Below are 26,342 nucleotides of genomic sequence, written 5' to 3' on the forward strand. Positions count from 1 at the left end.
TCCATATTCACTATATTTGAAGTATCGAGAATGCTAAATACTTGATTGATAACGAGCTATATTATGGAAAACGAATTGACGTTAAAACGGTTTACAGATTTGAGACGGGAATTAGGATATACCCAGGCAGATTTTGCCAAGTTGATCGGAGTCTCTAATACCACTGCTGATATAGAACGGGGCAGAACAAAACTTTCAGGTAAAGTGGTTTCCGAGTTGTTAAAGCAATTTAAAATTAATCCGCTTTGGCTTTTTGGCGAAAGTGAAGAACAATATTTAGAAACGTCAAAGACAAGTGTTATACCCAAAGTTGTAACGGTTGATTCCGCTAATAGGGATAACATGGTGTTGGTGAATGCTAAAGCTGCGGCCGGGTATCCTCAAAATATTTCGGATACCAGTTGGTATCAGCAATTACCTGCTTTTGATTTGCCTATACCCGAATTTAGAAATGCTACTTATCGTGGCTTTCAAGTAGAGGGAGATAGTATGTTGCCCAATTTACATCCGGGTGAATGGGTTTTGGCCAGGGCAATTGAACATATAGATTATGTAAGTGCGAATAAAATGTATGTAGTGGTTTTGCAAGATTCTATAATGGTAAAAAAGGTGGAGAAAAGACCAAATTCAAATAATGTAACACTGATTTCTTTAAACGAAACATACCCTCCTTATGATATAAAACCTTTTCAAATTCAAGAAATTTGGGAGGTGAGCAGTAAAATTACGTTCAATGTAGATGCTACAACGGATAGTGGATTGCTGCGACAGCTTCAAGAGTCTATGAAAGAGTTAAAAGATCAATTACAACATGTTAAGAAGGTTAATTAAATAAATACTTTAATTTTTTTTAATATATATTCCGCTTTCTTTTAACGTAAATCCTAAGCTTTTGTAAAGCGCTATGGCAGCAGTTCTATGGTGACCGCTAAATAGTAATACATCGTCTAGTTTTGATGCTTCAGCACGTTCTAAAAGTTTTTCCATTAGTTTTCTTCCAATACCTTGACCTCTATAATCTGATGATACAATTACATCCTCAATCATTCCTTTATGTCCTGATACTACTTTGTATTTTGCCATCATGGCAATACCTACTAGTTTTTTATCTACCAAACAAACTACGGCTTCAGTAGTATTGTAATCGGACAATGCTGTGGCAATGTCCAATTGTGTTAATTCCGAATTAAGTTGCTTGTATAGTTCGGTCAATTGGGATTGTAGCTCAGAGGTGACTTCGTTAAGCGTTATTAATTTAATTTCCATATTTATATTTCAAAAATTGAAGTAGCTTCATTTACTCTATCTAATATAATCTGGTATTACTTCTTATACCATTTATGCTTGCTGAGTTTAAATTCCATTTATAAGCTAAGAATATATTTAATTAAAGTTATGCGCTTTGGCAAAATTTTATGGTTTTCAAAGAATGAGTAGAGCCATCTGTACCATTTGTTAATAAAGTTTAAAGCATTTTGGTTTCCATTAAACTTTTGCAATATAGCTGGTAAAGCTTAGGTAAGCTATGGACTTTCCACGCTTACAAGTACTCCGGTTTGTTCATTTTATAAAACATCCAAGCAAACTAAATTTAGAATGAATCCTTTAAATACTTGAAAAATAAAAACTAGCAACGCAAAAAGTCAAAAATCATGGTACAGGTTTTACGGCAGAGTTATCATTGAACAAGGTTCTAAATAGAAAAAATCTTCAAAAGAGTTTTTCTCTTGTTAGAACAAATTATCAGTGCTATAAAATTCTAATAACGATTTGCAATATGTGTTAGCGACCAATAACATCGCCCATAGAAATTGAAAGCGGTCCTAGTTTGTGTTGTGTTGGTAAAAACACTCCGCTTTCGGTTTTAACCCACTCCTCCCAACTAGCCTCAATTCCACCTATAGGAATTATTTTTGTCCATAATTTAAAACTTTTAGGTCTTCCACTGGGTTCAATAATCCACATATAAGAATCACCTGGGGTATCTCCACCTTTCGTATAAGTAACCAATAGTGCTTCTGAACCATCTTCCATATCTATTAAATAGCGCTCTGTGCCTTGGTCAAACGCTTTAAATGGTGCTACCAGCCAGAAAGAATCATTGTTGAAATAACTTTGTGCTTTTTCAATAAGGTCCTGTGTTTTTTCGTAGGATACAGATTCGTTATTTATGCTTGCCGTACTAGAAGAAGGGGTGATCAAGTCTAATTGAACAATTATATTGTCCCATGAAACTGTAACAATCTCTTTCTCTCTATTCCATTTGTAATGGTGGTCGTCACGAAAAGACCATTCTAAAATTTTAGTGTTATTATAATTTTTAAAATTAAGGGCATCTAACATTCTATAGGCCAAAGCGTCCGCTTCAGGTCCAGATTCCCCTGTAGGTAATGGCTCATTATAGAGGTAGTAAAGAATTCCATAACCTATTAATCCAAGTAAAAATAGAATTCCGATTAGCTTAAATAATTTCTTAATCATAATGTATATAAATTATTGTATAGTAAAAATTTATAAAATAATAAAAGTTTGTTTAATAAGTTTAAAATCCTACGGCTGCATCATCTCCACGTTTATCGGCACCGCCCTCAAGCTTTCCATTATCCAATATACGAATGGCATCTACTTTGCCAATGATAGGTGTTCTTTCTTCATTAATAATATAGCCTTTGGCCTTAAGTTCATCCTTTAAGCTGGCGGAGAATCCGTCTGGTTCAAAAATGACCATATCAGGTAACCACTGATGGTGAAAACGTGGAGCGTCAACCGCTTCTTGCATGCTCATTTTAAATTCGTATCCGTTTAGAATAGTTTGTGCAACGGCGGTAATAATCGTAGATCCGCCTGGTGTACCTACTACCATATATAATTTTCCATTGCGTTCAACTATAGTAGGGGTCATGCTACTAAGCATTCTTTTTTCGGCGGCAATACTGTTAGCTTCTGCACCTACTAGACCAAACATATTTGGTACACCTGCTTTGGCACTGAAATCATCCATTTCATTGTTCAAAAAGAATCCAAGCTCATCTGAATATAACTTAGAGCCATACGCACCGTTTAAGGTAGTTGTTACGGAAACAGCATTACCATCTTGATCAACTATAGAGTAGTGGGTGGTCTCCATACTTTCAACAACATCAATTTTACCATGCTCTACCTCAGAAGATTTTGTTGCCTTGTCAAATGTAAAATTGGCCATTCTTTCGGCTAGGTAGTCCTCACTTAATAATTTGTCATATGGAATTTTAACAAAGTCGGGGTCACCTAAAAAATAATTTCTATCGGCATAGGCTCTTCTAGATGCCTCGGTAAATAATTGTACCATTTTAGGGGTATTGTGACCTAGTTTTGCTACATCATATTTTTCCATCATTTTGAATATCTGATTGATGGTTACGCCGCCACTGCTTGGCGGACTCATGGAAATGATGTGCAAATCTTTATAATCAAAAGTAATTGGGTCTCTCCATACCGCCTGGTATTTTTCTAAGTCCTCTTCAGTAACGTAACCACCTTTTTCTTGAATGAATGCTGCCAGTTTCTTGGCAATCTCACCTTTGTAAAATCCGTCTCTTCCATGCTCTGCAATACTTCTAAAAGTATTTGCCAATGCCGGGTATTTAATGGTGTCGTTTGTTTTGTAAACAGTTGCAAATTTGGTGCTGTCACCATTTACCTCAATAAATTTATCTCTTTGGCTGGATAGTCTTTTTTCTTGATTAGCGGTAACGACAACACCGCGTTCCGCTAGAGCAATAACGGGAGCCATAATTTCTTCTAAGGGGAGAGAGCCGAATTTTTTGTGTACTTCAATAATACCGGCAACCGTACCCGGTACCCCAACGGCAGTAGCTCCTAATGTGCTTTTGCCGGGAATTACATTGCCCAATGAATCTAAATACATGTCTTTATGAGCGGATAAAGGTGCTTTTTCACGATAATCCAAAGCACCGACTTCACCGTTTGCTTGTCTGTAGACCATGAAACCGCCGCCGCCAAGATTACCTGCAAAGGGGTAGGCGACTACCAAAGCCATTTCTGTAGCTACCATAGCATCAAAAGCGTTACCGCCTTTTTGCATGATGTTACTACCAATTTTTGAAGCTTCTTCACGTGCCGAAACTACCATTGCTTTATCCGTTACCGTACCTGTTGGTACCGCAGGATTCTCTTTGCAACTGCCTAATATTACAAATGCAGCTAACCAGAATATAAATTTTGATTGGTTCATAGATGGTTATATTGGTTATTTAAATAAATGAGTTTAAATATTTGGTTAATAGTAAATAATATTTATTTTTTTGTTAATAATGATGTGTATTTTTGTTTTGAAAAAGTAATAAGTTCTTCAAAAAACGCTGTAAACTCGGCCTCAAAAGCATCATAATGTTCTTCAAGGTCTAGAATGGCAAAATTCATTTTGGACTTATTGTTGGTTCTACGGTTCATACCATTAAGCACGCGAGCTATCCCGTCCATCTTAGAATAGTTATATATCCAATTATCGGCAATCATATAAGGCATCATCTTTTTGACTCCTATAGGCAGAATCTCGTAATTATCTTCTAAGAGGTCATAAAAATTATCTACAAAAACATCTAACGGAACGTCAGAATATTTAGACCAATTCTTTGCCAAAAAATGGTCATAGTAAATATCGACGATAACTCTACTGTAATGGCTGTAGTTTGCATGAAGCCGCTTACTGCTCAACTTTGGTATAACATGACTATCTGTATAGGTATCTATATGGCGATGTAATTTTATGCCTTTTTGTACCTTAATGGGTAAATGTTCAAACTTATTGGCACGAATACTATCGGCTATAAAGTTGCCAATAGTAATTTCTTTATCGTTGAAAGAAAGATAAATATGTGCTAAAAAATTCATTGGATTAAATTAAGCTTAGTAGTTCGAATTTACAAAGAAGGGCAATAGTGGTAAGTATGATCCGTTTATATTTGCAAAAAACTTATTAAGATTATATGACACTAATAAAATCTATTTCAGGAATACGGGGCACTATTGGGGGAAAGCCAGGAGACAATCTTACACCTATAGACGCGGTAAAATTTGCTGCTTCTTACGGCATTTGGCTAAAAGACTATTCCAAAAAAGATAAGTTAAAAGTGGTTATAGGTCGTGATGCACGTTTGTCTGGCGAGATGATTCAAAACCTTGTAGTTTCTACTTTGGTGGGTTTAGGTATTGATGTTGTAGATTTAAATTTATCTACCACGCCCACCGTTGAAATTGCGGTGCCTATGGAAAATGCAGATGGTGGTATCATCTTAACTGCCAGTCATAACCCAAAGCAATGGAATGCACTTAAGCTTTTGAATGAAAAGGGTGAATTTTTAGATGCTGCACAAGGTGCCAAGATTTTGGAAATAGCGGAGAAGGAAGATTTTGATTTCTCTGAGGTTGATGATTTAGGTATTATCAACAAGAATGACAGTTATATAGATATACATATAGACGAAGTTTTAAATCTTTCTTTGGTAGACGCCGAAGTGATTAAGAAAGCTAAGTTTAAGGTTGTTGTGGATGGGGTAAATTCTACAGGTGGAATTGCCATACCAAAACTTTTAAAGGAATTTGGTGTAGAAGTGGTAGAACTGTATTGCGATCCTACTGGTCATTTTCCTCATAATCCAGAGCCCTTAAAAGAACACCTAGAGGATATCTGCGAATTGGTGGTAAAAGAAAAAGCTGATTTTGGTATTGTTGTAGATCCGGATGTTGACCGTTTGGCGTTCATTAGCAACGATGGTGAAATGTTTGGGGAGGAATATACCTTGGTTGCCTGTGCGGATTATGTTTTAAGTAAAACAAAGGGCAATACGGTCTCCAATTTGTCGTCCTCGCGAGCCTTACGGGATATTACCCTAAAACATGGCGGAACTTATGAAGCTGCAGCTGTAGGTGAGGTTAACGTTGTTACTATAATGAAGGCTAACAATGCAGTAATAGGTGGTGAAGGTAATGGCGGTATTATTTATCCAGAAAGTCACTATGGTCGTGATTCTTTGGTGGGTACGGCATTGTTTTTAATGCTAATGGCAGAAAAAGGCGGTACCGTTGCGGAGCTTAGGGCCAGCTACCCAAGTTATTTTATGAGTAAAAAGAAAATTCAATTGACACCTGGTTTAGATGTTGATGGTATTTTAAAATCTATGGCAGAAAAGTATGTCAACGAAGAAATTTCAACCATTGATGGTGTAAAGGTAGATTTTGAGGAAAACTGGGTTCATCTTAGAAAGTCAAATACAGAACCTATAATAAGAATTTATACAGAAGCCAAGAGTCAAATTGAAGCTGATGCACTAGCGGATAGAATTATTGGTGAGATAAAAACAATTGCAGGTTTGTAGGGCATACTCCTAAAATTTGAGATAAAAAAGAAACCGGAAATAGTTCAGCTATAACCGGTTTTTTTATGATTTTAATTTACATCTGCAAATGACGCAGGTTTTTTGCCCCTATGTTTCCAGCGTTTATGCGTCCATAAATAATATTCCGGTTTTTCTCTAATTTGTTTTTCTGTAAGTCTAAGGAACCTATCGGTTATTTCGTGCTCTTTGGTTTCTTTGCTGTTAATGGATATAGGAATAAATTCTGCCTTATAAAAACCTCGTTTTACTTTACTGACTTTTAGAAATACCGTAGCAATCCCTGTCTTACGGGCCAAAGCTTCGCCGCCATTGAATATAGGTACCGTAATTCCCATAAAATCTGTCCAATAATGAGCTTTGTGTGCTTGCGGAGATTGGTCGCTCACCATGCCGTAGGTTGCCCTTACATTGTTTCGGTAGTTTTGAATAATCGTTTTAGCTGTTTGGGCCTGTGTAATCAATACGGTATTCCAGCGTGCCCTAACTTTTTTAATGAATTTGTCAAAATAAGAATTGTTTATTTTTTGATAGACCGCATAGCCTTTAGAATTAACGTAATTGTTGATACTTACGTTCCATTCCCAATTGGCGTAATGAGCGCATAAAATTATAATACTACGCTCTTTTTCTATTTCCAACAAAACTTCAGGATTGACCAGCTGGTATTTTTTTGCAACGGCCTCTTTGCTCAAATTCATGGTTTTGACCATTTCCAGGAACATATCACAAAGGTGTTTGTAAAAATTCTTCTCAATACGCTCAATTTCCTGTTGAGACTTTTCGGGGAAGACCAAATTTAAGTTCTCTTGAACTACTTTTCTTCTATAACCAAAAACACGATAGATAAAGAAACAGGCAATATCGGATAAACCATAAAAAAGGTGATGTGGCAAAATGGAAACGACCCATAAAAAAGGATAGATTAAAACAAAGGCCAATAGTTGCATTCTCAAAAAAATTATGGACAAATATAGTTATATTTGACGCCAAATAAAGGGCAGTAAATGTACAACATTGATATAGCGACCATAGCAATAATAGCGGCAAATGTATTAGTGTCAATAAAAGGGTTTAATGATACTACTTTTTTTGAACGTTATAAATTTAGTATTGGTGCAATTAAAGCGGGGCAAAAAGACCGGATGGCCACATCAGGTTTTTTACATGTAGATGTTTCTCACTTGCTATTTAATATGTTGACACTTTATTTCTTTGCAGGCGTTGTAATTAATTGGTTCGACACAACAAAATTTCTGATTATTTATGCAATAAGCCTTGTAGGCGGTAGTTTATTAGCGCTAAGTTTTCATAAGGATGAGCCGTACTATTCCGCAGTAGGTGCCAGTGGTGCCGTAACCGGTATTTTGTATTCAGCAATTCTTCTTCAGCCTAATATGCGTTTAGGTATTATGTTTATTCCAATCCCCGTACCGGCCTACGTGGTAGGTATTGGTTATTTATTATATTCAATTTATGGTATGAAAAAACGTTTGGGCAACATTGGGCATACCGCACACTTTGGTGGTGCAATAGGGGGTTATCTGACTACACTTTTATTTATGCCAAGTCTTTTACAGACCGAGACACTTATGGTAGGCTTGCTTGCCTTACCGATTATCTTATTGATAGTACTTGAAAAAATGGGTAAGATTTAGACCACTTTCAGTAGTATTTATCGATGAAGTGTATTTTTTACCTTAAAAACATGCATTTCATCGTATTTCTCTGTGTATAGACAACAAGAGGGCAATTCGGTACGTTAAAGCCAAAACCCCGAATTAAATGAAATCAAACCTATCTGTAAGAAAAGTATGGTTTTTATCAATTGCTGCATCTTTTTTTGCGGCAAGTTGTAGTGATGAAACCACAATTTTTGAAAACCCTGAAGACAATTTAGTAAGTGAAACAGATCAATCTAAACTAGATAACAGTATTAGTTTTGAGCGTGCCGGTGTATTGGATATTTTTGAAGATCCGTCGGTCAGCGGAAAAAAATCAAGTATTACCGGTAAAGATGAAGAGGAACAAGCAGGTGATTATCCACTTTCTCTAGTTGCTCAAATAGAGCCTCCTACATTTACTAACGGACAAAATTTAGCGGCTACACATGTTGCCTTAGATGGTGATTATGGTTATGTATCTTATAATACGGTTGGTCTAGACTATGTTGGTGCCATTGATGTTATAAATATTAGTGATCCAACGAGTCCTAGAGTTACGTCAAGAGTATATTATACGAATGCCGATTTAAATTCCATTGCGTATGATAATGGGTATATATATGTTGCAGGTGGCGTAGATGCGGAACAGTCCGTTACCGCAACGGCAAATTCACTTGTGGCCAAAATAGCTGTTAGTGGTGGTAGAATGAATATATCTAACATTACTTATGGTTTTCAAGAGGGCTTTAATGCAACAGATGTACGTATAATCAATAATAATGTAGTGGTTACAAGTGGTCAAGATGGCTTTGTGGTCGTTTATGATAAAAATGATTTAAGTGTGTTGAACGAGGCAGCATTTTCAGATTTACGTTCCGTTGCTTATAATGGTAATGAAATGGCTGTTTTGGACGCTGCGCAAGGAGTGAACTTTTTAGATCAGAATTTGAATACCACGCGTAGTATTGCTATAGATTCCGATTTTGGAATAGATGCCAAACGTACATTGGATTTTTTAAATGACAATATTGTTGTTTCGGAAGGAACCAGAGGAGCAGGTGTATATAATGCAACTTCAGGTAGCTTTGTAGAGTATTTGCCAATATTGACGAGTCCCGAAAATGCCGAGCCGGGAGAAATAGTGACCAATGGTGTAGCCGTCAATGAAAATGTGTTATTAATGGCAAACGGTGCAGGAGGATTAAGTCTTTCTGAAACCAATGATGATAATACGGTTGGTGTAGGTGTAATTGAGCTTACAGGTTCTATTAACTATGTAGCTACAAAAGGCGATTATATTTTTGCAGCTTCAGGAAAACAAGGTTTTCAGATTATAAAACTAAATAGGCCAGATGATAGTTTGGTTACACGATGTGAGGATTTGAATGCATACTCAGGTAGTTCCTATTTAAACGTTAATAACGATGATACCCTTGCTTATAGAGGTTCTAAAAGATTTAACAATATAAATGTTGGAGGAAATTTATTGCTTTGTGGATCATGGACCGTAAGGGATGGTGTTAATGTAAACGCAGATGGATTGTTTGAAATGAACGGTACATTGGTTGTTGGTAGAAATAATAGACAAAGAAATGTAACCATTAATTCTGGTGCAACATTAAGGGTAGAAGGTAATTTGACCATTTATGGCGATTTAATTCTTAATGATGGTGCTTCCATTGAATTTATAGGAGATGACTCTGTAGTAAATATCTTTGGTAGAGTTACTAGAGCAGCTAATACTACGATAGAAGGTACCTTTAGAGATGTAAGAGATGTGTTTTGATCATTTTGATATGAGGACATAAAAAAAAGCCCGAACATGAAATGTTTGGGCTTTTTTTTATTTATTACTTTAAAATCTAGTTGAGTAATTCTGCCACTTTAGCTTCTAAGGCGGGTCCTCTTAAGTTTTTGGCAACAATAATCCCGTTTTCATCTAGTAAAAAAGCCGCAGGTATAGCGTCAACATTATATAGCTTCGCAATTTTATCATCAAAATAAGAAATATTGGAAATATGGTTCCACTCCAATCCATCTTCCGCAATTGCTTTCTTCCAAGCTTCTTCCGTTCTATCTAAAGAAACTCCAAGTATATTTAATCCTTTGTCATGATATTTATTGTAAACTGCAACAATATTAGGGTTTTCTGCTCTACAAGGCCTACACCAACCGGCCCAAAAATCTATTAGGGTTACTTTACCCATAACATCCTTTAGTGCAATTTCTGTTCCATCAAGACTTGGACCTGAAAATTCTGGAGCCTTTGCGCCAATACTTGAGTTTTTACCGGCAGCTTCAGAAGCCTTTAACTTTTCAATACCTTCTAAAATCTGTTTTCCGGGCTTGGAGTTTTTTATTTCATCGGATAATGTCTTGTAAATTTCCTCGGCTTCTTGTAGTTCAATTGCTTTGGTAGCAACTGCTCTGTCCAGCACCAAAGCAGAGATTAGTGCCCTAGGATGCTTCTTTACATAGTCAAGCTCAAAAGTTTTATATTCCTCTTGCAACTCTTTCATCTCGTCCTGTAGTGCCAATGCCGCTTCGCCAGATGCAGATTTCATATCTTGCTGTATAGATTGTGCTTGTAACGATATTTCCCTGGACTGTTCCATGTAATCAGCAAAAGTGTCGTTCTGAAAAGTTCCGCCTATATCTGCAAAACCCATACTATCTCTTTGAGCGCTAAATTGTATTTCCCCATTTTCTAAAATAACTGCGGTATAGCCCGGCAACTGTTCAACGAAGATGTAGTGAAGCTCAGGAATATCAGCAGTACCTGTAAAGGTAAACTCACCATTGGTGGTAGTAGCCGTGTCTACTTCCATAGGTTGGTTGTTTTCTCCTATTTTCTTCAAAAAAACACGAGTTCCATCGGTCATTTCACCTCTTAATTTACCATTAAGGGTAAAGCCTTCCGGTTTTGAATTACAGCTGAACAATAAGACGCCTGCAAGCAGTATTAAAATACTATTTTTCATAAATTTCACTTAGGTTAAGTTGCAAATGTACTTATATATAGGATATAAAAAAAGACCCTTGGTCCAATGGCCAAAGGTCTTTTTAATATTGTTTTATTTAGTATTAAAATTGATAGCGAATACCTAATCCAATATCAAAATCAAAATTATCAGAGAATCCGTCATAGCCTACAACACCTAGTTCTGGTCTAAAATCTAAAGATAGGATCAGTGGTATGTTAAAATTATATTCAATACCAACATCGCCTGCGGCAAAAACAAATAGCCCTCCATCGTCTCCGGGAAAATCAACATTGCCCAATCCGCCACCAACACCGTAGTACCATTGAAAGTCACCTTCAATGGGTCTTACCCATTGGTAAAGTCCTGCAATTTTAAAGGCATTAAAATTTCTACTATCCCTCCAACCTAGGTCAAACTCCAGCCTGGTGTCCCTAGTTAATGACTTTTGATAACTGACTTCTGCTCCAAATCCGTCACTATCCCCTAATCGTAATCCTAAGGCGTGATTAGCTATTTCTTGAGCGGAAAGCGAGCAGGTTGCCATAAAAACCAATACGGTAATACCCTTTAAAATCTTCATATAGTTGTATTTTTTTGTGATGAAAAATGAGCTAATTTGTAATGTAGCTCACACAATAAAACTTAATTTAGCAATCAAAATTGTGTTACGTTGGATAATAATTCGCTGTTAAAGTTACAACAAGATATAGAGGGAGATGTACGATTTGATAATCTTACCAAGACCATTTACGCTACAGATGCGTCCGTATATAGAAAAATACCTTTAGGGGCCGCTTTTCCAAAGAGTGTTGATGATATCAAAAAAATAATACAATTTGCAACTAAGGAAGAAATAGGACTTATTCCTAGAACTGCTGGTACCTCTTTGGCCGGACAATGCGTGGGTGATGGTCTGGTAGTGGATGTCTCAAAGTATTTTGCAGAGATTATTAGGGTAGATGAAGAAAAGAAACAGGTAACCGTTCAGCCAGGTGTTATTAGAGATGAGCTGAACCAGTTCTTGAAACCCTACGGTCTGTTTTTTGGTCCTAACACATCTACTTCTAATAGATGTATGATCGGCGGTATGGTAGGTAATAATTCATCGGGCACCACATCCATACAATATGGGGTTACTAGAGATAAGGTTGTTTCTGTGAAAACCATATTGTCAGATGGTAGTGAAGCTCAATTTGGAAGAATTTCAGCAGCTGAATTCAAACAAAAACAACAAGGTAATTCACTTGAAGCATCTCTTTATAATAACATATTTAATGAACTAGTTGATAAAGAAGTAGCTTCTGAAATAAAAGAACATTTTCCAAAACCTGAAATTCATAGAAGGAGTACCGGTTATGCCGTGGACGAATTATTAAAATCAGAAGTGCTGGGAGGTGAATTGCCGTATTTTAATATGGCGGAATTATTATGTGGCAGTGAGGGTACATTGGCTTTTACCACCGAAATTACGGTTCAATTAGATGACCTTCCGCCAGCATTGTCGGCAATGGTAGTTACGCATTATACCTCTTTGGAAGATTGTTTAATGGATGTAGTTCCGGTAATGGAACACCCCTTGCAATTGTGTGAAATGATGGATAAGGTCATTTTAGATTGTACCAAAAATAACCGTGCGCAGTTGGCCAATCGGTTTTTTGTTGAAGGCGATCCGGCAGCGCTGTTAATGTTACAGGTATCGGCACATACCGAACAGGAATTGAATGCATCTGTGGCTTCTTTGCAGAAAACTATAGCGGAATCAGGTCTTAGTTACGCCAACCCTGTCCTATATGGCAATCAGATTCCCAAAGCCATTGAGTTGCGTAAAGCAGGTTTAGGTCTATTGGGAAATATTGTAGGTGATATGAAGGCCGTAGCCTGTATAGAGGATACTGCAGTGGCTTTGCCGGATTTAAAGGATTTTATTACAGAGTTTTCCGTGATTATGAAAGGTTATGGGCAAAGTGCGGTGTATTATGCACATGCAGGTGCTGGCGAATTGCATTTGCGCCCTATTCTGAATTTAAAGAAATCAAGCGATGTAAGTCTTTTCCGTGCCATAACTACAGATGTGGCTAAACTGACCAAAAAATTTAGAGGTTCTTTTAGTGGTGAACATGGCGACGGGATTGTTCGTGCGGAATTTATACCTGTAATGATAGGTGAGAAGAATTATCAATTGCTAAGAAGAATTAAATCTTACTTTGATCCAAAGGGTATATTTAATCCGGGTAAGATTGTAGATGCTTATCCAATGGATCAATCTTTTCGTTATGAGGTGGATCGTAAAGAGCCGGATATCAATACATTAATGGATTTTTCGGACAGTGAAGGTATTCTCAAAGCTGCCGAAAAATGTAATGGCAGTGGTGATTGCAGGAAAACCCATCATATGAAGGGTGGCATGTGTCCAAGCTATCATGCGACCAAGAATGAAAAGGATACTACCAGAGGAAGGGCCAATACGTTAAGGGAGTTTCTGACAAACCCTAATAGTACGGCAAAAAATAGTTTTGATAGTCCTGAGATCAAGGAAGCTTTTGATCTTTGTTTAAGTTGTAAGGCATGTGCTAGCGAATGTCCAAGTAACGTAGATGTATCTACCCTAAAGGCAGAGTTTTTATATCAGTATCAAGAGGCTAATGGTTATTCCTTAAGAGGAAAATTATTTGCCTATAATACAAAGTTGAACGGATTGGGAAGTAAGGTTTCCGCGCTTACAAATGCCATGTACGATTCTAAATTGATTGGCGGTTTATTGAAAAAAACTAGCGGAGTTGCCAAAGAAAGGAGTCTTCCAAAAGTTTATAGCTTTAATTTTGATAAGCATCTTCAAAAATCTAATAATCAAAATACTAAAAAAAATAAAAAGGTAATTTTATTTATTGATGAATTTACGAAATACTTAGATATTGAAGTAGGTAAAGATGCCATTGAACTTTTAACGGCTTTAGGGTACAAAGTAGAGTTGTACTATGCAGAAAGCGGTAGAACATTTTTGTCAAAAGGCTTTTTAAGGCAAGCTCAAGAATTGGCAGTTAAAAATGTTCTGGAGTTAAAGAAGTTCGCAGAGGCAAATTTACCGGTTTTAGGTTTGGAGCCTTCTGCAATATTATCGTTTAGGGATGAATACAAACGTTTAACCTCAGATAAGAAAACAGCACAGGCAATAGCTGACAATTCGTTTTTAATAGAGGAGTTTTTGGCAAATGAAATAGCGGAAGGTAATTTAAGTTCATCTAATTTTACCGATGAAGCTAGGGATATTAAAATTCATAATCACTGTCATCAAAAGGCATTGAGTAATCAAAAAGTAACTTTTGATGTTTTAAATCTTCCCGTAAATTATAAGGTAACCATTATAGCTTCTGGCTGCTGTGGTATGGCGGGTTCTTTTGGGTATGAAGAAGAGCATTATGAGACCAGTATGAAAATTGGGTCGTTAAAATTATTTCCGGCAGTAAATAAATCAACTCCTGAAACAATTATTGCGGCAAATGGCACTAGTTGCAGGCATCAAATATTTGATGGTACTAAGAGAATAGCAAAACATCCGGTAAGTATTTTAAAAGAGGCTTTATTGTAATTATAAATCGTTAAGACCGTCTTTTTCTTTCTGATTTTTTAGTTTTCTGGCCTTACGTTCGGTTATGGTCGCAATTAATTCGTTCATATCCATAGATTTAAGTTCCTCGTCCATGTAAAATGAAGCTAGCTTGTCATTTTCATAGCGGTACAATTTCCAACGTTTAAAAGAATATTCTAGGGCGGTCATATGTTTTACCCAATCGCCAGAGTTTAGATATAGGCATTCTCCTTTTTTAGTTTCAAAAAGTTTTTTGTTAGGTGCGTGGCTATGACCACAAACAACATTGTCATAGTGTTGCTTTATTGCCATTTTAGCTACGTTTTTTTCGAATAAGACAATTTGCTCCGGGTCACGATCGCCCTGTTCTAAATCTGGATTTGTAAAAGGTTTGTTTTTCTTTCCAAAAAGTTCTAACCCCTTTGTCTTTAGTTTTGCCAATTTTAATAGTGCATCGAAACCAAATTCTCCAAAATTTAATAGCCACTGTGAGTGACGAAATGAAAAGTCAAAAATATCACCATGAAAGAATAACGTGTTTTTGCCATTAAGTTTAAGTGTTAGCCTATTGGAAACTTGTATGGCGCCCATATAAATGTCATCTATTTTACGAAAAGGTTCATCTCGGTTACCGGTAATATAGTGTACGACGGTACCTTTTGCCGCTAAAGAGAAAATCTTCTTTACTACTTTTAAGTGCGAAGGGGGAAAGTAGTTATTACGCATTTTCTTTGCATCAAGTATATCACCGTTTAGAATTAAGATTTTCGGGTCTATGCTAGATAGATAGGTCAATAGTTCCTCTGCATGACAAGCGTAGGAACCCAAATGAACATCCGATAAAACAGCTATTTCAAGACGTCGTTTTTTCAAGGGGATAAATTTTAGGTCAAAATTAATGCTAACGCTATAGTTGACAGTAGTTTAGTTGGTCAACAATTATTAATCTTTAGGTTAAATAATCATTATCACAAAAGAGTAAGGTTAAGCTAATATTAAGCGCTTTTTAAATTTTTCTTTCATGCTTTTAACATTTACCTTTGATGTCAATTAAATTGTAGTTTTTTACAATAAGTAAAATATCATATAGAACGTACGTATTATGGCCGGAAATACTTTTGGAAACCTTTTTAGGGTCAGCACTTTTGGAGAATCTCATGGAAAAGCAATTGGGGGAGTTATAGACGGCTGTCCTTCAGAAATATCTTTGGACTTCGCTGCAATTCAAAAAGATCTTGATCGTCGTAAACCTGGGCAGTCCGCCATTGTTACCCAAAGAAAGGAGCCGGATGAAGTAGAGTTTTATTCAGGAATATTTGAAGGAAAGACAACAGGTACACCTATAGGATTTGCAATTCATAATACTAATCAAAAATCTAAAGACTACGGACATATTAAAGATTCTTACAGACCATCTCATGCAGATTACGTTTATGATCAGAAATATGGATTTAGGGATTACCGTGGCGGAGGTAGAAGTTCTGCTAGGGAAACTGCCAGTAGGGTAGTGGCGGGCGCTATTGCAAAACAATTTTTGAAAGGAATAGAAATACAGGCGTTCGTTTCTCAAGTAGGAGATATGAGTTTGGGCAAACATTATACAGATTTGGATCTATCGTTGACAGAATCTAACGCAGTTAGGTGTCCCGACCCGGAAATGGCGGTAAAAATGGAGGATTATATTAAGTCTATTAAAAAGGACGGAGATACTATTGGTGGAATTATTACCTGTGTAGCTAAAAATGTACCGATTGGTTTAGGTGAGCCTGTATTCGACAAGTTGCATGCAGAATTGGGTAAGGCAATGTTATCCATAAATGCGGTCAAAGGTTTTGAATATGGTAGCGGCTTTGACGGTGTAAAGATGACGGGCAGCGAGCATAATGATCAATTTAATAATGATGGCTCTACAAAAACAAATTACAGTGGGGGTATACAAGGCGGTATAAGCAACGGAATGGATATATATTTTAATGTAGCCTTTAAACCCGTTGCTACAGTGATCCAGGGTTACGAAACTATTGATAAAGAGGGGAATATGGTTAAGACTCAAGGTAAGGGAAGACATGATCCCTGTGTTGTGCCAAGGGCCGTACCTATTGTTGAGGCGATGACTGCTTTGGTCTTGGCGGACTATACTCTAATGAACAGGACCATTAAATTATAGGTTCCTTTTTAGCACTTTTCCTAGCAAAATACTATCTTACTTCCCTAAACTAATTTATATATGAGGAAGCTTGAGTTGCATTGGCAAATACTGATAGGAATGATGGCAGGTGTTTTATTTGCTTTGGCAATGGTTCAATTGGAATGGGGACCAAAATTCATTTCGGATTGGATCAAACCTTTTGGTAACATTTTTATCAATTCATTAAAACTTATAGCGGTTCCTCTTATTTTAGGCTCATTGATCAAAGGTGTATCCGATTTAAAGGATATCTCCAAGCTTTCCCAAATGGGCGGTCGTACGATCGGTATTTATATTGCTACAACCGTAATTGCTGTTACTATAGGATTAGGAGTGGTAAATATTGTAAAACCTGGTGCTTCCATTACGGAAGAAACCAGGGTAGAACTTGTTGAGAATTACAAAGGTGATGCGGATGCAATTAAAAGCAAAGCCGATAAGCAAAAAGAAGCAGGACCGTTACAGGCTTTAGAAGATTTGGTTCCTAGTAATATTTTTAAGGCTGCTTCAGATAACGGTAATATGTTACAGGTAATTTTCTTTGCAATATTTTTTGGTATAGGACTTATTCTAATACCTGAAGAACAGGCTACACCGGTAAAAAAATTCTTTGACGGATTTAACGAAGTTATTCTAAAACTGATCGATTTGATTATGCTGGCCGCACCGTTCGGTGTATTTGCGTTACTGGCCGCTTTAATAGTAGAATCGCCAAGTTTAGATTTATTCAAAGCTTTGGCGTGGTATGCCTTTTGCGTGGTTTTAGGACTTTCGCTAATGTTAGGGGTCTATTTAATAATGGTCTGGGTATTTACCAAAACATCGCCAAATACGTTTATGAAAGGTATGTCACCCGCTCAACTGCTTGCTTTTTCCACAAGTTCAAGTGCTGCTACCTTACCGGTAACCATGGAAAGGGTTGAGGAGCATTTGGGTGTAGATGAGGAGGTAACAAGTTTTGTATTGCCAATTGGAGCAACAATAAACATGGATGGTACTAGTCTTTATCAAGCTATAGCAGCTGTCTTCATAGCACAGGCATTTGGAATGGAGTTGAGCTTGTCCGCCCAACTAGGGATCATAGTTACCGCAACTTTGGCCTCTATAGGTAGTGCGGCAGTACCTGGGGCAGGTATGGTCATGTTGGTCATAGTTCTTGCCCAAGCAGGTATACCGGAAGCGGGCTTAGCTTTAATATTTGCCGTAGATAGACCTTTGGATATGTGTAGAACGGTCATAAATGTATCCGGTGATGCATCTGTTTCTATGATGGTGGCTAAATCTGTAGGGAAATTACATGAACCAAAAATTAAGAATTGGGATGATAACTACAAAAAGTAAATACATCTATTTTAATCTTTAAGTTTATCTGCGCCGTCAGTGGCATCCTTAAAACTAAGGTCATTGTCAACAACATCTTTATAGGCCTGGATCCATGCATTTCTAAATATTCTTGTAACGGTAGGTAAAACCTTTGTTTTCACATTGTTTAAATCGCCTTCAACGGGTATTTTGGTCGCAAGGGTATCTTGTTTATGATTTTTTAAAATGAACTTAAAAAAGCCGACAAATCCCTCCCAAAGGGTTTTTAAAAATCCGTCATCTTTACCAATAAGTTTTGCATTTTTTAAAATTGGTTTAAACGATCCCTTCATATAACCATCGGCAATGGCAAGTTCGCCGAAGAGATCAAAAGAGCCCTCGTCAAAATCAATACCAGCATAATAATTTGTAAAATCATTAAGAGCTTTAGCGTTGGCACTTTCCAAGCTAAAAGAAATGTCCATATCAGGTATTTCCTTTACCAGGTTCATCTTGCCATCTAGAACAACGTTTCCATTTCCTATTGAAGTTGCTGTGGCGTGAATATTAGAAGGTAAAGTCCTTGTCTTTTCTACCACATTTCTAAGGTTTGATGCAGATAATTGTACGTTGGTCAAATGTAGATCAATGTTAGGGTCTGCCTGTAATTGTAGAAAAGCAAATTTGCCATTTTTAACGGTAAATTGATTTATATCAATTGGTACTAAATCTGTAAGTGCTTTTGACCAGTCATCGGTATCTGCAACACCAGTAGTATCTTGTTGGTCTTCAAATACATATAATATAGTAGGTTCGGTCATCTCAATTTCGCTTACTATTTTTCCATGAAAAAGAGCATTCCATTCTACTGAAATATCGGTCTCTTTAAAATCCAAAAAAGGCAACTCGTTATTGCCATTGACCGTGTTTAAGTACATTCCATGAATGGTATATGCTCCGCGGATCAGCGATATGTCTATATCTTCAACATGACCGTAATAACCAGGTATATCTGCAAGTACTTTGTTAACGTAATTTTTTGCTAAAGAGGGCAGAGATAAACGAAGTATAAGCAGAAATACTACCAATAGGATGGGGATTATGTATCTCTTCTTCTTGTAGCGTGATTTATGTACCTCGTTCATCTAATTCAAAATTTATTTAAAACATTTATAATATAAACGTTTTAAATTAAAACTATTGATATACAAGGCGATAGAAGTAAAAATTTTAAGGTTAGAATTAAAAATAGCTTTCTAATTGTCTAAAGGCGGTATTTAGATAAATTTACGTTTTAAATCCTCAGTAGGAATCATGCAAGCTTCTTTTTTACCGTACCATTTATATCTGTTTGCGGCTATAAAATCGTATACGATATTGCGAAAAGACTCGGGAAGCCACAGTAAAATGGAGGAAATAGTACGCAAGCCTCTTAAATTTTTTCCAATTTCCAGTGCTGCGGTAGATTTAGTGTAGTAAGCAATGTTAGGTTCAATAAGAATTATAGAGTCCACTTTCTTAGTGTCAATACTTCGTTCTTCCAATAACCTTCTACCGGTTTCGCTCTGTAGGGCAGCATATCTAAAAATGTCATTTTCATCTCTTTTAATGGCAAACTGAACACTGCTATTGCAAAGATTGCAAATGCCATCAAAAAGAATAATTTTTTTATTTGATTCCACTTTGTAAAATTAAGACAAAAGACAAACAACTATTCACAACATATTTATAATTTCTTAATTTAAAACTGCTTTTGAATAATAGTCGGTAGCTCTAGATATGCGTATTACATCTGTTTTTTAATCGTATACGATTTAATGTAACTAGTTGAAATTGAGTTACTATTTCTTTTTTTCTACCATTTCTAATTGATCAACGCTAACATTAGTGGTAAAAATGCCATAGTTAACAATTGCCTTGCCTTTTTCCAGGGAGTCAATGCTGCCAACAGCTTTACCATCTAGCATGCGAACACGATCACCAATTTTAAATACTGGTCTTGGCTTGTTTTTTTCTTTGAAAAGGGCTTTTTTCTTTTCAACCTTCTTTTTTTCTCGAATTACCTTTACCTCTTTTTGAACTTCCTGGGCCACTTTTGCTTTTTTAGCACGTTCTGCCTTTGCCTGGTTTGCGGTCTTCTTCTTACGCTTGCTGTTCTCGGTTTCAACTATTCTTAATAGTTCAGAAACTAAAGGTCTTTTCTTATTGTCTTGAAAATATTTATCAGCGGCAACGTTAACTTTATTGCCCAATTGTATCATACGCTGATCATGATCGTAGAGTTCTTGGTAGTTCTCTAGTTTTGACTTTATTTTGGCGTTCAATTTTTCTAACCTTTCATTTTCTTCCCTGGCCCTGTCTTCTTCCTCTTTTAACCTAGAGCCGGTCTGCGCCATTTTACTACGTTCTTTTTGTAGTTTGGCAATGGTAGCATCAAATCGGACCTTGCCGCGTTCAATCTTCTTTTTCGCCTTGTTGATAAGCGAATATGGAATACCATTTTTCTGGGCGACCTCAAATGTAAATGAGCTTCCTGCTTGTCCTAAGATCAGCTGAAAAGTAGGTTCAAGTGTTTTACCGTCAAAAAGCATATTGGCATTGGTCACATGCGGCAGTTCATTGGCAAGTGCCTTCAAGTTGGCGTAGTGGGTGGTAATTACACCGTATGAACCTCTTTCATAAAAAACTTCTAAAAAGGCTTCTGCAAGCGCACCGCCTAGTTCAGGATCACTACCGGTACCGAATTCATCAATTAGAAATAAGGTGTTATCATCGCACCGTTTTAAAAATTGGTTCATGTTCTTAAGGCGATAACTGTATGTACTTAGGTGGTTTTCAATACTTTGGTTATCTCCAATATCGGTTAAAATCTTTTTGAAGAAACAAACTTCGCTTCTTTCATGAACAGGAATGAGCATTCCGCTTTGAAGCATTACTTGAAGTAACCCAATGGTTTTTAAGGTAATACTTTTACCACCGGCATTAGGACCGGAAATGACTATGATTCTATTTTCTTGATGAAGCTCAATGGTTTGTGGATAGGTTTTTTCATTCTTGCGCTTATTGTTCAAGAATAACAGCGGGTGATAGGCATCACGTAGAAATAATCTATTGTTTGAATTGATATTGGGCAATAAAGCGTTGATATCTTGCGCGTACTTAGCTTTTGCCGCAATAACATCTACTTGACTTAGAAAGTCTTGATAATCGCTTAAAAGTGCTCTAAATGGTCTTATTTGATTTGTTAGCTCCTTAAGAATGCGTTGAACTTCTTCTTTTTCTTCGAATTCCAAATTGTTGAGCTCTCTGCTATATTTTAAGGCCGCCTCAGGCTCTATATAAATAATACTGCCTGTTTTAGAAGTACCCATAACCGCACCTTTTACTTTTTTACGGTACATTGCCTTCACCGCCAGCACTCTTCTGTTCTCAACAACGGACTCTCTAATTTCGTCTAAATAATCAGATGATTGATAGCTGTTTAGTGCAGAACCAAAGCTTTGGCTGATTTTTCCACGAACTACATTGATCTGTCTTCTAATGACCAATAATTCATTGGAGGCATTGTCCTTGACCTCTCCAAACCGGTCTATTACGTTATTGATCAGTACTGGGATTTCAGTATTTTGCTCTAATCTCAAAGCAAAATCATGCAATAGGGGATAATAATCCTTGAATTTTTTAAAAAATCTTTGGTGTTCAACTACTGTGGAACAAATGCTTGCAATTCTTTTAAATCCCTGTAGTTCTAGTGTTGTATTTTCTATCTTTAAGAGTTTCAGGTCCGCATTTATGGAGTCGAATCCATGATTGGGGATTCGATTTTCGCTTATAAACGAAGACAGGTATTCTGCAGTTTTGCCCAGTTCTAATTTTATGACCTCTTCCGTTATAAAAGGTGTTATGTTCAATGCTGCTTGTTTGCCCAGCTCTGTATGGCAACGAGTAGAAACTTGTTGCAGTACAGAAGGGAATTCTAAGTCTTGTAATGTTTTGGAATGTATGTTTGCCACGTTCTTTTTAATGAGTTGCAAAGGTACGCATTGGCAATGATATTTTGTAGATAGTATTCGACTGGCTAAAACAGGTAATAGGTGTTCGTTAGTGCATTGACTTTTGACATGGTTAATAGTAACTTTGATGTTGAAATGGAATACGATACTATTATGAATGTTTATTTAGATCAAAGTTGGAGAAATGAACTGGAACAAGAGTTTGATAAGCCCTATTATAAAAACTTGATGCAATTTGTAAAAAGCGAGTATGAGCAACATACCTGTTATCCGGAATATTCAAATATCTTTTCCGCGTTCAATCATTGCAAATTCCAGAACACCAAGGTGGTGATTATTGGTCAAGATCCTTATCACGGTCCTGATCAGGCAAATGGTTTATGTTTTTCGGTCAAGGAGGGAATTAAGCATCCACCATCATTGGTCAACATTTTTAAAGAAATTGAAAGTGATTTAGGTAATCCCTATCCTGAAAGTGGCAATCTCGAGAAATGGGGAAAACAAGGTGTTTTACTATTAAATGCTACGCTTACCGTAAGGGCTCATGAGCCGGGAAGTCATCAAAGACAAGGTTGGGAGGTATTTACGGATGCAGTGATTTCCAAATTGTCCAAGAATAGAGATAATGTAATTTTTATGCTTTGGGGCGGATATGCAAAAAAAAAGGTAAAACTTATAGATACCAATAAACATCATATATTGACATCGGGCCATCCTTCACCATTAAGTGCAAATCGTGGCTATTGGTTTGGTAACGAACATTTTTCATCTTGTAATAAAATATTGACCAATTTGGGCAATAAATGTATAGCGTGGTAAGTTAGATATTTATTAAAAGCATTAAATTTAGCTTGTACTTAAGGGTACAATCTAAGATTCTAACTTAAACAACAACTCAAAATGAATAATTTAGATAGACTAAATACCATTTTATTGGTAGACGATGATGATGCCAGTAACTTCTTACATTCCATCTTTATCAATAAATTAGATATGGATGTAAATATCAATTCTGCTTTAAATGGTCAAGAAGCTATAGATTTTATACTTGGTAAAGGTCAAGAGCAATTGGAATTGCCATGTATGGTCATGTTAGATTTAAGAATGCCCGTTATGGATGGCTGGCAGTTTATGGATGCTTACGAAGATTTAGTGCCTAAAAAATTAAAAGATCAAATTACCATTGTTCTGGTTACCATAAGTGATAATAAAGAGGATAAACAACGTGCAATTGATAACAAGCATATTGCGGATTTTGCCCAGAAACCACTTTCTGATGAAACCTTTAAGGCTTTAATTCAAAAACATTATAGTCTAGCCGCAATTTAATTCAATTCAATATTTCTTCTGAGGGAAGAATACTGTCAATCAAATTCAATTTCTTTAGCGTATTCTGAACATTGGTCAATGTAGGCTCCGGTAATTGTTTTTGGCTCCATTCCGTAATGTCCAGCCATTCTTGAATATCTTCCAATTTTTGGTGATATCGATTTGCCAAGGTACTGTCTATTCTAGGAATTTGTTTAAATTCTGCCGTATACATATTAATTATTTCAAGGATATGATTCAGTATGTTTCCATTTTCTTTCAGAAAAGAATTCGTACCCACCAAAACAAAGCATGGCCATGGTGTAGGGCAATTTCCTAAGTGCTTAAAAATCCCTTTGTCAACAAGAGGCTTTGTGGTAAAACGCTCCCACATGAAATAATCTGCCGTACCTGTAGAAAGACCCTCAACGGCCCCGTCAAGGTTGTTTATTATATTAAATTTCAAATTTTCAGTGTCCCAGCCCATGTTTGTTGCTTGAACATAGGACATTAGGTGGCTACCACTACCATAACGGCTTATGGCAGCTGTAGTATCCTTTAAATCGTCTAAAGAGTTGAAAGAACTTTTTGCAGCTACGTGAATACCCCAAAGAAGGGGAGATGCAATATATTCTTGAATAATTTTTACCGGATTGCCCTCTGTAATACTTTTTACGATACCCTCGGTTAAAATGATAGCCAGATCGGTATCGTTATTCCTGAGCATTTGGCTCATTCTGCCTGTACCTTCAGGAACTTCCGTCCATTCCAAGTTAATACCTCTTTCTTCAAAAGCACCTTCTTCAATGGCTAAATGCCATGGTAGGTTAAAGTGTTCTGGCACACCTATGATCTTAACGGTTTTCATCTAATTTGTTTTTAAGGTAATCGTAAATGGCATATTGAGAACGTATACTTTTTTCATTAGGCAATTTTTCAACTTTTCTGTTAGAGTTATCTAAATCCAATATACGGGCCTTTTGATTGTCCTTCAGTTGAAGGGTAAGAATGTGTTTTAATTCATCAAAAATGTCTTCATCTAAAATTGGCGTCAATACTTCAATTCGTCTGTCAAGATTACGGGTCATCCAGTCAGCAGAACCAATATACATTAATTCATCCCCACCATTTTCAAATACATAAATTCTACCATGTTCTAAATAACGATCTACTATGCTGGTGATATATACATTGTCTTTCATACCCTCCGTAAGGCTATTATTTGCGGTCAAATAACAACAAAAGCCCCTAACTATAAGTCTTACGTTAACTCCTACATTTACAGCTCTATACAACGCCCTGATCATGTCAGAATCTTCTAGACTGTTCATTTTGGCTGTGATTGAAGCTTTTTTGCCTTCTCTAGCAGCATTTATTTCGTTTTGTATAAGGTTCAGGAAAGTAATTCTAGTGTTAAACGGAGAAACCAATAGACGTTTTAGCTTTGGCACAATAATTTTGCGCTCTAGGACCTGAAAAACCTGACCTAAATCTTTTGTAATTTTCTTATTAGCTGTAAATAGGCCGTGGTCACAATAAATTTTAGAGGTTTTGGAATTGAAATTACCGGTACCAATGTATGCATAACGTTTTAATTTGCCGTTTTCCTTTCTTAATACCATGGCTATTTTAGAATGCACTTTTACTTGTGGTATACTAAAAATTACTTTGGCACCTTTTTCCTCAAAAATACGTCCCCATTTTATATTGTTGGCTTCATCGAACCTAGCTTGTGCTTCTACGAATAGGGTGACGTCCTTACCATTTTCTAATGCTTTTAAAATAGCATCTGCCAAAGAAGAAGTTTCGGCAATACGGTAAATAGTCATTTTTATAGCGGTAACATTTATATCGGTAGCTGCAGAACTCAAAAAATCTTCAACAACTTTAAAATCTTGATACGGAAAATGTACCAATTGGTCTTTTTGGGCGATACTTTCAAAAATGTTTTCGCTAAAAGATAATTTAGGATGTGGTAGAGACGGCTTTTCTTGATATTGTAAATGTTCTGTGCCTTCCGGAAGAGGGAAAGAAAAGAAATCTGACAAGTTGTGATAGATACCTCCTGGGGAAAGATCTACCGTACCCAGGTCAAAATCGGACTTAAGGGATTCTATTAACCAGCTTGGCATAGATTCATCGTAAAGTAATCGCGTGGCTTGTCCATATAAGCGTTTATCCAGCGAATTATAAATTTTTTCTACTAGTTCAATATCGGAATAGTCGTCTTCTAGATATAATTCCGCATCCCTGGAAAGTTTAATGGAATAGCAGCCTATAATTTCTTTTTCAGGTAGCAATTTTTTAATATTCAATCTAATGGCATCGTCCAGAAAACAAAATTGATGTCCAATTCCAGGTAAGCTAATAAATCTATCTTGGTTGAGGGTAGGTATCTCAACAATACTATATTCTTGGTTAGGATGCGAAACCACCATGTACAGAGCTCCGTCCGTTAACTCTAAATTTTCCTTGTGCACCGCACACAATTCTTTGATACTCTTGTCAAATAAAGACGCTACGTATTGTTCTTGTTCATCTGTAAAGTTGGAAGCATTTCGAATATAAATATCATGCTTCTCTAATTCGGAAAGCGTGTTTTTTATAACATTGCCAAATTCAACTTGTTGCTGGTTTATTGTTTGTAGTATATGTTGTAAGGTAGTGTTGGCCTTAAACATTAATTTCTTTCGAAATTTTTTGTCCAATTGCTTTATTTGGCGAAGTTGTGATACACGTACTTTAAAGTATTCATCTAGGTTAGACGAAAATATGGCCAAAAATTTTAAACGTTCCAACAATGGGGTGTCATTACTTTTGGCTTCAAGCAAAACACGTTCATTAAAATAAAGCCAATTTATATCTCTATGCTTAAAGTTGTCTTTTTTCATGATAGGGTTTG

The 26,342-nt window shown here is 36.5% G+C and carries 22 protein-coding genes; 9 read left to right on the top strand and 13 right to left on the bottom strand.

Features of this window, described 5'->3' with window-relative positions; translation table 11 throughout:
- Nucleotides 1-63: 63 nt before the first annotated feature.
- Nucleotides 64-831: an XRE family transcriptional regulator gene (locus PXC01_RS11095; protein ID WP_276472366.1), complete on the top strand. Its 768-nt coding sequence runs from the start codon at nucleotides 64-66 to the stop codon at nucleotides 829-831.
- 9 nt (nucleotides 832-840) lie between these two features.
- Here PXC01_RS11095 and PXC01_RS11100 read toward each other — a convergent pair whose 3' ends face one another.
- The 4 genes from PXC01_RS11100 to PXC01_RS11115 form a co-directional block, all read right to left on the bottom strand.
- On the bottom strand, nucleotides 841-1,266 hold the full coding sequence (locus tag PXC01_RS11100) for a GNAT family N-acetyltransferase (protein ID WP_276472367.1): 426 nt from the start codon (nucleotides 1,264-1,266) through the stop codon (nucleotides 841-843).
- A 516-nt stretch (nucleotides 1,267-1,782) separates the two neighbouring features.
- Complete coding sequence (locus PXC01_RS11105) at nucleotides 1,783-2,481, bottom strand: hypothetical protein (RefSeq protein WP_276472368.1); 699 nt, start codon at nucleotides 2,479-2,481, stop codon at nucleotides 1,783-1,785.
- Nucleotides 2,482-2,542: 61 nt separating this feature from the next.
- Entirely contained in the window at nucleotides 2,543-4,234 is a 1,692-nt protein-coding gene (gene ggt / locus PXC01_RS11110; protein WP_276472369.1) for a gamma-glutamyltransferase, read from the bottom strand.
- A 62-nt stretch (nucleotides 4,235-4,296) separates the two neighbouring features.
- Nucleotides 4,297-4,893, bottom strand: a complete 597-nt coding sequence (locus tag PXC01_RS11115; RefSeq protein ID WP_276472370.1) for an acyl carrier protein phosphodiesterase — start codon at nucleotides 4,891-4,893, stop codon at nucleotides 4,297-4,299.
- A 95-nt stretch (nucleotides 4,894-4,988) separates the two neighbouring features.
- Here PXC01_RS11115 and glmM point away from each other — a divergent pair, with 95 nt between their 5' ends.
- On the top strand, nucleotides 4,989-6,377 hold the full coding sequence (gene glmM, locus PXC01_RS11120) for a phosphoglucosamine mutase (protein WP_276472371.1): 1,389 nt from the start codon (nucleotides 4,989-4,991) through the stop codon (nucleotides 6,375-6,377).
- Between the two features lie 71 nt (nucleotides 6,378-6,448).
- On the opposite strand, the gene PXC01_RS11125 is transcribed toward glmM, so the two are convergent.
- Nucleotides 6,449-7,345, bottom strand: coding sequence for a lysophospholipid acyltransferase family protein (locus tag PXC01_RS11125; protein ID WP_276472372.1), 897 nt, complete (start codon nucleotides 7,343-7,345; stop codon nucleotides 6,449-6,451).
- Nucleotides 7,346-7,402: 57 nt separating this feature from the next.
- Here PXC01_RS11125 and PXC01_RS11130 point away from each other — a divergent pair, with 57 nt between their 5' ends.
- Nucleotides 7,403-8,053: a rhomboid family intramembrane serine protease gene (locus PXC01_RS11130; protein ID WP_276472373.1), complete on the top strand. Its 651-nt coding sequence runs from the start codon at nucleotides 7,403-7,405 to the stop codon at nucleotides 8,051-8,053.
- Nucleotides 8,054-8,180: 127 nt separating this feature from the next.
- Nucleotides 8,181-9,845: an LVIVD repeat-containing protein gene (locus tag PXC01_RS11135; RefSeq protein ID WP_276472374.1), complete on the top strand. Its 1,665-nt coding sequence runs from the start codon at nucleotides 8,181-8,183 to the stop codon at nucleotides 9,843-9,845.
- 76 nt (nucleotides 9,846-9,921) lie between these two features.
- Here PXC01_RS11135 and PXC01_RS11140 read toward each other — a convergent pair whose 3' ends face one another.
- Together PXC01_RS11140 and PXC01_RS11145 are read right to left on the bottom strand one after the other, a co-directional pair.
- Entirely contained in the window at nucleotides 9,922-11,040 is a 1,119-nt protein-coding gene (locus PXC01_RS11140; protein WP_276472375.1) for a TlpA disulfide reductase family protein, read from the bottom strand.
- A 103-nt stretch (nucleotides 11,041-11,143) separates the two neighbouring features.
- On the bottom strand, nucleotides 11,144-11,623 hold the full coding sequence (locus PXC01_RS11145) for a hypothetical protein (RefSeq protein ID WP_276472376.1): 480 nt from the start codon (nucleotides 11,621-11,623) through the stop codon (nucleotides 11,144-11,146).
- A gap of 90 nt (nucleotides 11,624-11,713) precedes the next feature.
- Between PXC01_RS11145 and PXC01_RS11150 the strand changes: the two genes are divergently transcribed.
- The gene (locus tag PXC01_RS11150) at nucleotides 11,714-14,629 is read left to right on the top strand and encodes an FAD-binding and (Fe-S)-binding domain-containing protein (protein ID WP_276472377.1); all 2,916 of its coding nucleotides are present in this window, start codon (nucleotides 11,714-11,716) and stop codon (nucleotides 14,627-14,629) included.
- On the opposite strand, the gene PXC01_RS11155 is transcribed toward PXC01_RS11150, so the two are convergent.
- Nucleotides 14,630-15,502: a UDP-2,3-diacylglucosamine diphosphatase gene (locus PXC01_RS11155; RefSeq protein ID WP_276472378.1), complete on the bottom strand. Its 873-nt coding sequence runs from the start codon at nucleotides 15,500-15,502 to the stop codon at nucleotides 14,630-14,632.
- A 229-nt stretch (nucleotides 15,503-15,731) separates the two neighbouring features.
- Between PXC01_RS11155 and aroC the strand changes: the two genes are divergently transcribed.
- Together aroC and PXC01_RS11165 are read left to right on the top strand one after the other, a co-directional pair.
- The gene (gene aroC / locus PXC01_RS11160) at nucleotides 15,732-16,796 is read left to right on the top strand and encodes a chorismate synthase (protein WP_276472379.1); all 1,065 of its coding nucleotides are present in this window, start codon (nucleotides 15,732-15,734) and stop codon (nucleotides 16,794-16,796) included.
- Nucleotides 16,797-16,856: 60 nt separating this feature from the next.
- Nucleotides 16,857-18,158 (top strand): dicarboxylate/amino acid:cation symporter, encoded by a 1,302-nt coding sequence (locus PXC01_RS11165; protein WP_276472380.1) that lies wholly within the window; start codon nucleotides 16,857-16,859, stop codon nucleotides 18,156-18,158.
- An 11-nt stretch (nucleotides 18,159-18,169) separates the two neighbouring features.
- Here PXC01_RS11165 and PXC01_RS11170 read toward each other — a convergent pair whose 3' ends face one another.
- The 3 genes from PXC01_RS11170 to PXC01_RS11180 all read right to left on the bottom strand — a co-directional run bounded on the left by PXC01_RS11170 (nucleotide 18,170) and on the right by PXC01_RS11180 (nucleotide 22,132).
- Complete coding sequence (locus PXC01_RS11170) at nucleotides 18,170-19,264, bottom strand: DUF748 domain-containing protein (RefSeq protein ID WP_276472381.1); 1,095 nt, start codon at nucleotides 19,262-19,264, stop codon at nucleotides 18,170-18,172.
- Between the two features lie 132 nt (nucleotides 19,265-19,396).
- Nucleotides 19,397-19,801 carry a thiol-disulfide oxidoreductase DCC family protein gene (locus PXC01_RS11175; RefSeq protein ID WP_276472382.1) on the bottom strand — a complete coding sequence of 135 codons (405 nt, stop codon included), beginning with the start codon at nucleotides 19,799-19,801 and terminating at the stop codon, nucleotides 19,397-19,399.
- Nucleotides 19,802-19,960: 159 nt separating this feature from the next.
- Complete coding sequence (locus tag PXC01_RS11180; RefSeq protein ID WP_276472383.1) at nucleotides 19,961-22,132, bottom strand: endonuclease MutS2; 2,172 nt, start codon at nucleotides 22,130-22,132, stop codon at nucleotides 19,961-19,963.
- A 153-nt stretch (nucleotides 22,133-22,285) separates the two neighbouring features.
- Between PXC01_RS11180 and PXC01_RS11185 the strand changes: the two genes are divergently transcribed.
- Nucleotides 22,286-22,951: a uracil-DNA glycosylase gene (locus PXC01_RS11185; RefSeq protein WP_276472595.1), complete on the top strand. Its 666-nt coding sequence runs from the start codon at nucleotides 22,286-22,288 to the stop codon at nucleotides 22,949-22,951.
- An 81-nt stretch (nucleotides 22,952-23,032) separates the two neighbouring features.
- The gene (locus tag PXC01_RS11190) at nucleotides 23,033-23,461 is read left to right on the top strand and encodes a response regulator (protein WP_276472384.1); all 429 of its coding nucleotides are present in this window, start codon (nucleotides 23,033-23,035) and stop codon (nucleotides 23,459-23,461) included.
- A 1-nt stretch (nucleotide 23,462) separates the two neighbouring features.
- Here the strand turns inward: PXC01_RS11190 and PXC01_RS11195 are convergent, their stop codons facing one another.
- Together PXC01_RS11195 and ppk1 are read right to left on the bottom strand one after the other, a co-directional pair.
- Nucleotides 23,463-24,308, bottom strand: coding sequence for a substrate-binding domain-containing protein (locus tag PXC01_RS11195; protein ID WP_276472385.1), 846 nt, complete (start codon nucleotides 24,306-24,308; stop codon nucleotides 23,463-23,465).
- Nucleotides 24,295-26,331 (bottom strand): polyphosphate kinase 1, encoded by a 2,037-nt coding sequence (gene ppk1 / locus PXC01_RS11200; RefSeq protein WP_276472386.1) that lies wholly within the window; start codon nucleotides 26,329-26,331, stop codon nucleotides 24,295-24,297. The genes PXC01_RS11195 and ppk1 overlap by 14 nt, the downstream gene beginning before the upstream one ends.
- Nucleotides 26,332-26,342 lie beyond the last annotated feature (11 nt).

Origin of the sequence: Maribacter huludaoensis (genome assembly GCF_029350945.1) — a bacterium.
Classification (GTDB): Bacteria; Bacteroidota; Bacteroidia; order Flavobacteriales; family Flavobacteriaceae; genus Maribacter; species Maribacter huludaoensis.

Excerpts from the sequence above, each read along its gene's own strand:
- PXC01_RS11130 (WP_276472373.1), top strand. The coding sequence starts at position 7,403 with ATGTACAACATTGATATAGCGACCATAGCAATAATAGCGGCAAATGTA.
- ppk1 (WP_276472386.1), bottom strand. The coding sequence starts at position 26,331 with ATGAAAAAAGACAACTTTAAGCATAGAGATATAAATTGGCTTTATTTT.
- PXC01_RS11145 (WP_276472376.1), bottom strand. The coding sequence starts at position 11,623 with ATGAAGATTTTAAAGGGTATTACCGTATTGGTTTTTATGGCAACCTGC.
- ggt (WP_276472369.1), bottom strand. The coding sequence starts at position 4,234 with ATGAACCAATCAAAATTTATATTCTGGTTAGCTGCATTTGTAATATTA.
- PXC01_RS11170 (WP_276472381.1), bottom strand. The coding sequence starts at position 19,264 with ATGAACGAGGTACATAAATCACGCTACAAGAAGAAGAGATACATAATC.
- PXC01_RS11125 (WP_276472372.1), bottom strand. The coding sequence starts at position 7,345 with ATGCAACTATTGGCCTTTGTTTTAATCTATCCTTTTTTATGGGTCGTT.
- PXC01_RS11115 (WP_276472370.1), bottom strand. The coding sequence starts at position 4,893 with ATGAATTTTTTAGCACATATTTATCTTTCTTTCAACGATAAAGAAATT.
- PXC01_RS11185 (WP_276472595.1), top strand. The coding sequence starts at position 22,286 with ATGAATGTTTATTTAGATCAAAGTTGGAGAAATGAACTGGAACAAGAG.
- aroC (WP_276472379.1), top strand. The coding sequence starts at position 15,732 with ATGGCCGGAAATACTTTTGGAAACCTTTTTAGGGTCAGCACTTTTGGA.
- PXC01_RS11135 (WP_276472374.1), top strand. The coding sequence starts at position 8,181 with ATGAAATCAAACCTATCTGTAAGAAAAGTATGGTTTTTATCAATTGCT.
- PXC01_RS11140 (WP_276472375.1), bottom strand. The coding sequence starts at position 11,040 with ATGAAAAATAGTATTTTAATACTGCTTGCAGGCGTCTTATTGTTCAGC.
- PXC01_RS11095 (WP_276472366.1), top strand. The coding sequence starts at position 64 with ATGGAAAACGAATTGACGTTAAAACGGTTTACAGATTTGAGACGGGAA.
- PXC01_RS11100 (WP_276472367.1), bottom strand. The coding sequence starts at position 1,266 with ATGGAAATTAAATTAATAACGCTTAACGAAGTCACCTCTGAGCTACAA.
- PXC01_RS11195 (WP_276472385.1), bottom strand. The coding sequence starts at position 24,308 with ATGAAAACCGTTAAGATCATAGGTGTGCCAGAACACTTTAACCTACCA.
- PXC01_RS11105 (WP_276472368.1), bottom strand. The coding sequence starts at position 2,481 with ATGATTAAGAAATTATTTAAGCTAATCGGAATTCTATTTTTACTTGGA.
- PXC01_RS11165 (WP_276472380.1), top strand. The coding sequence starts at position 16,857 with ATGAGGAAGCTTGAGTTGCATTGGCAAATACTGATAGGAATGATGGCA.
- glmM (WP_276472371.1), top strand. The coding sequence starts at position 4,989 with ATGACACTAATAAAATCTATTTCAGGAATACGGGGCACTATTGGGGGA.
- PXC01_RS11190 (WP_276472384.1), top strand. The coding sequence starts at position 23,033 with ATGAATAATTTAGATAGACTAAATACCATTTTATTGGTAGACGATGAT.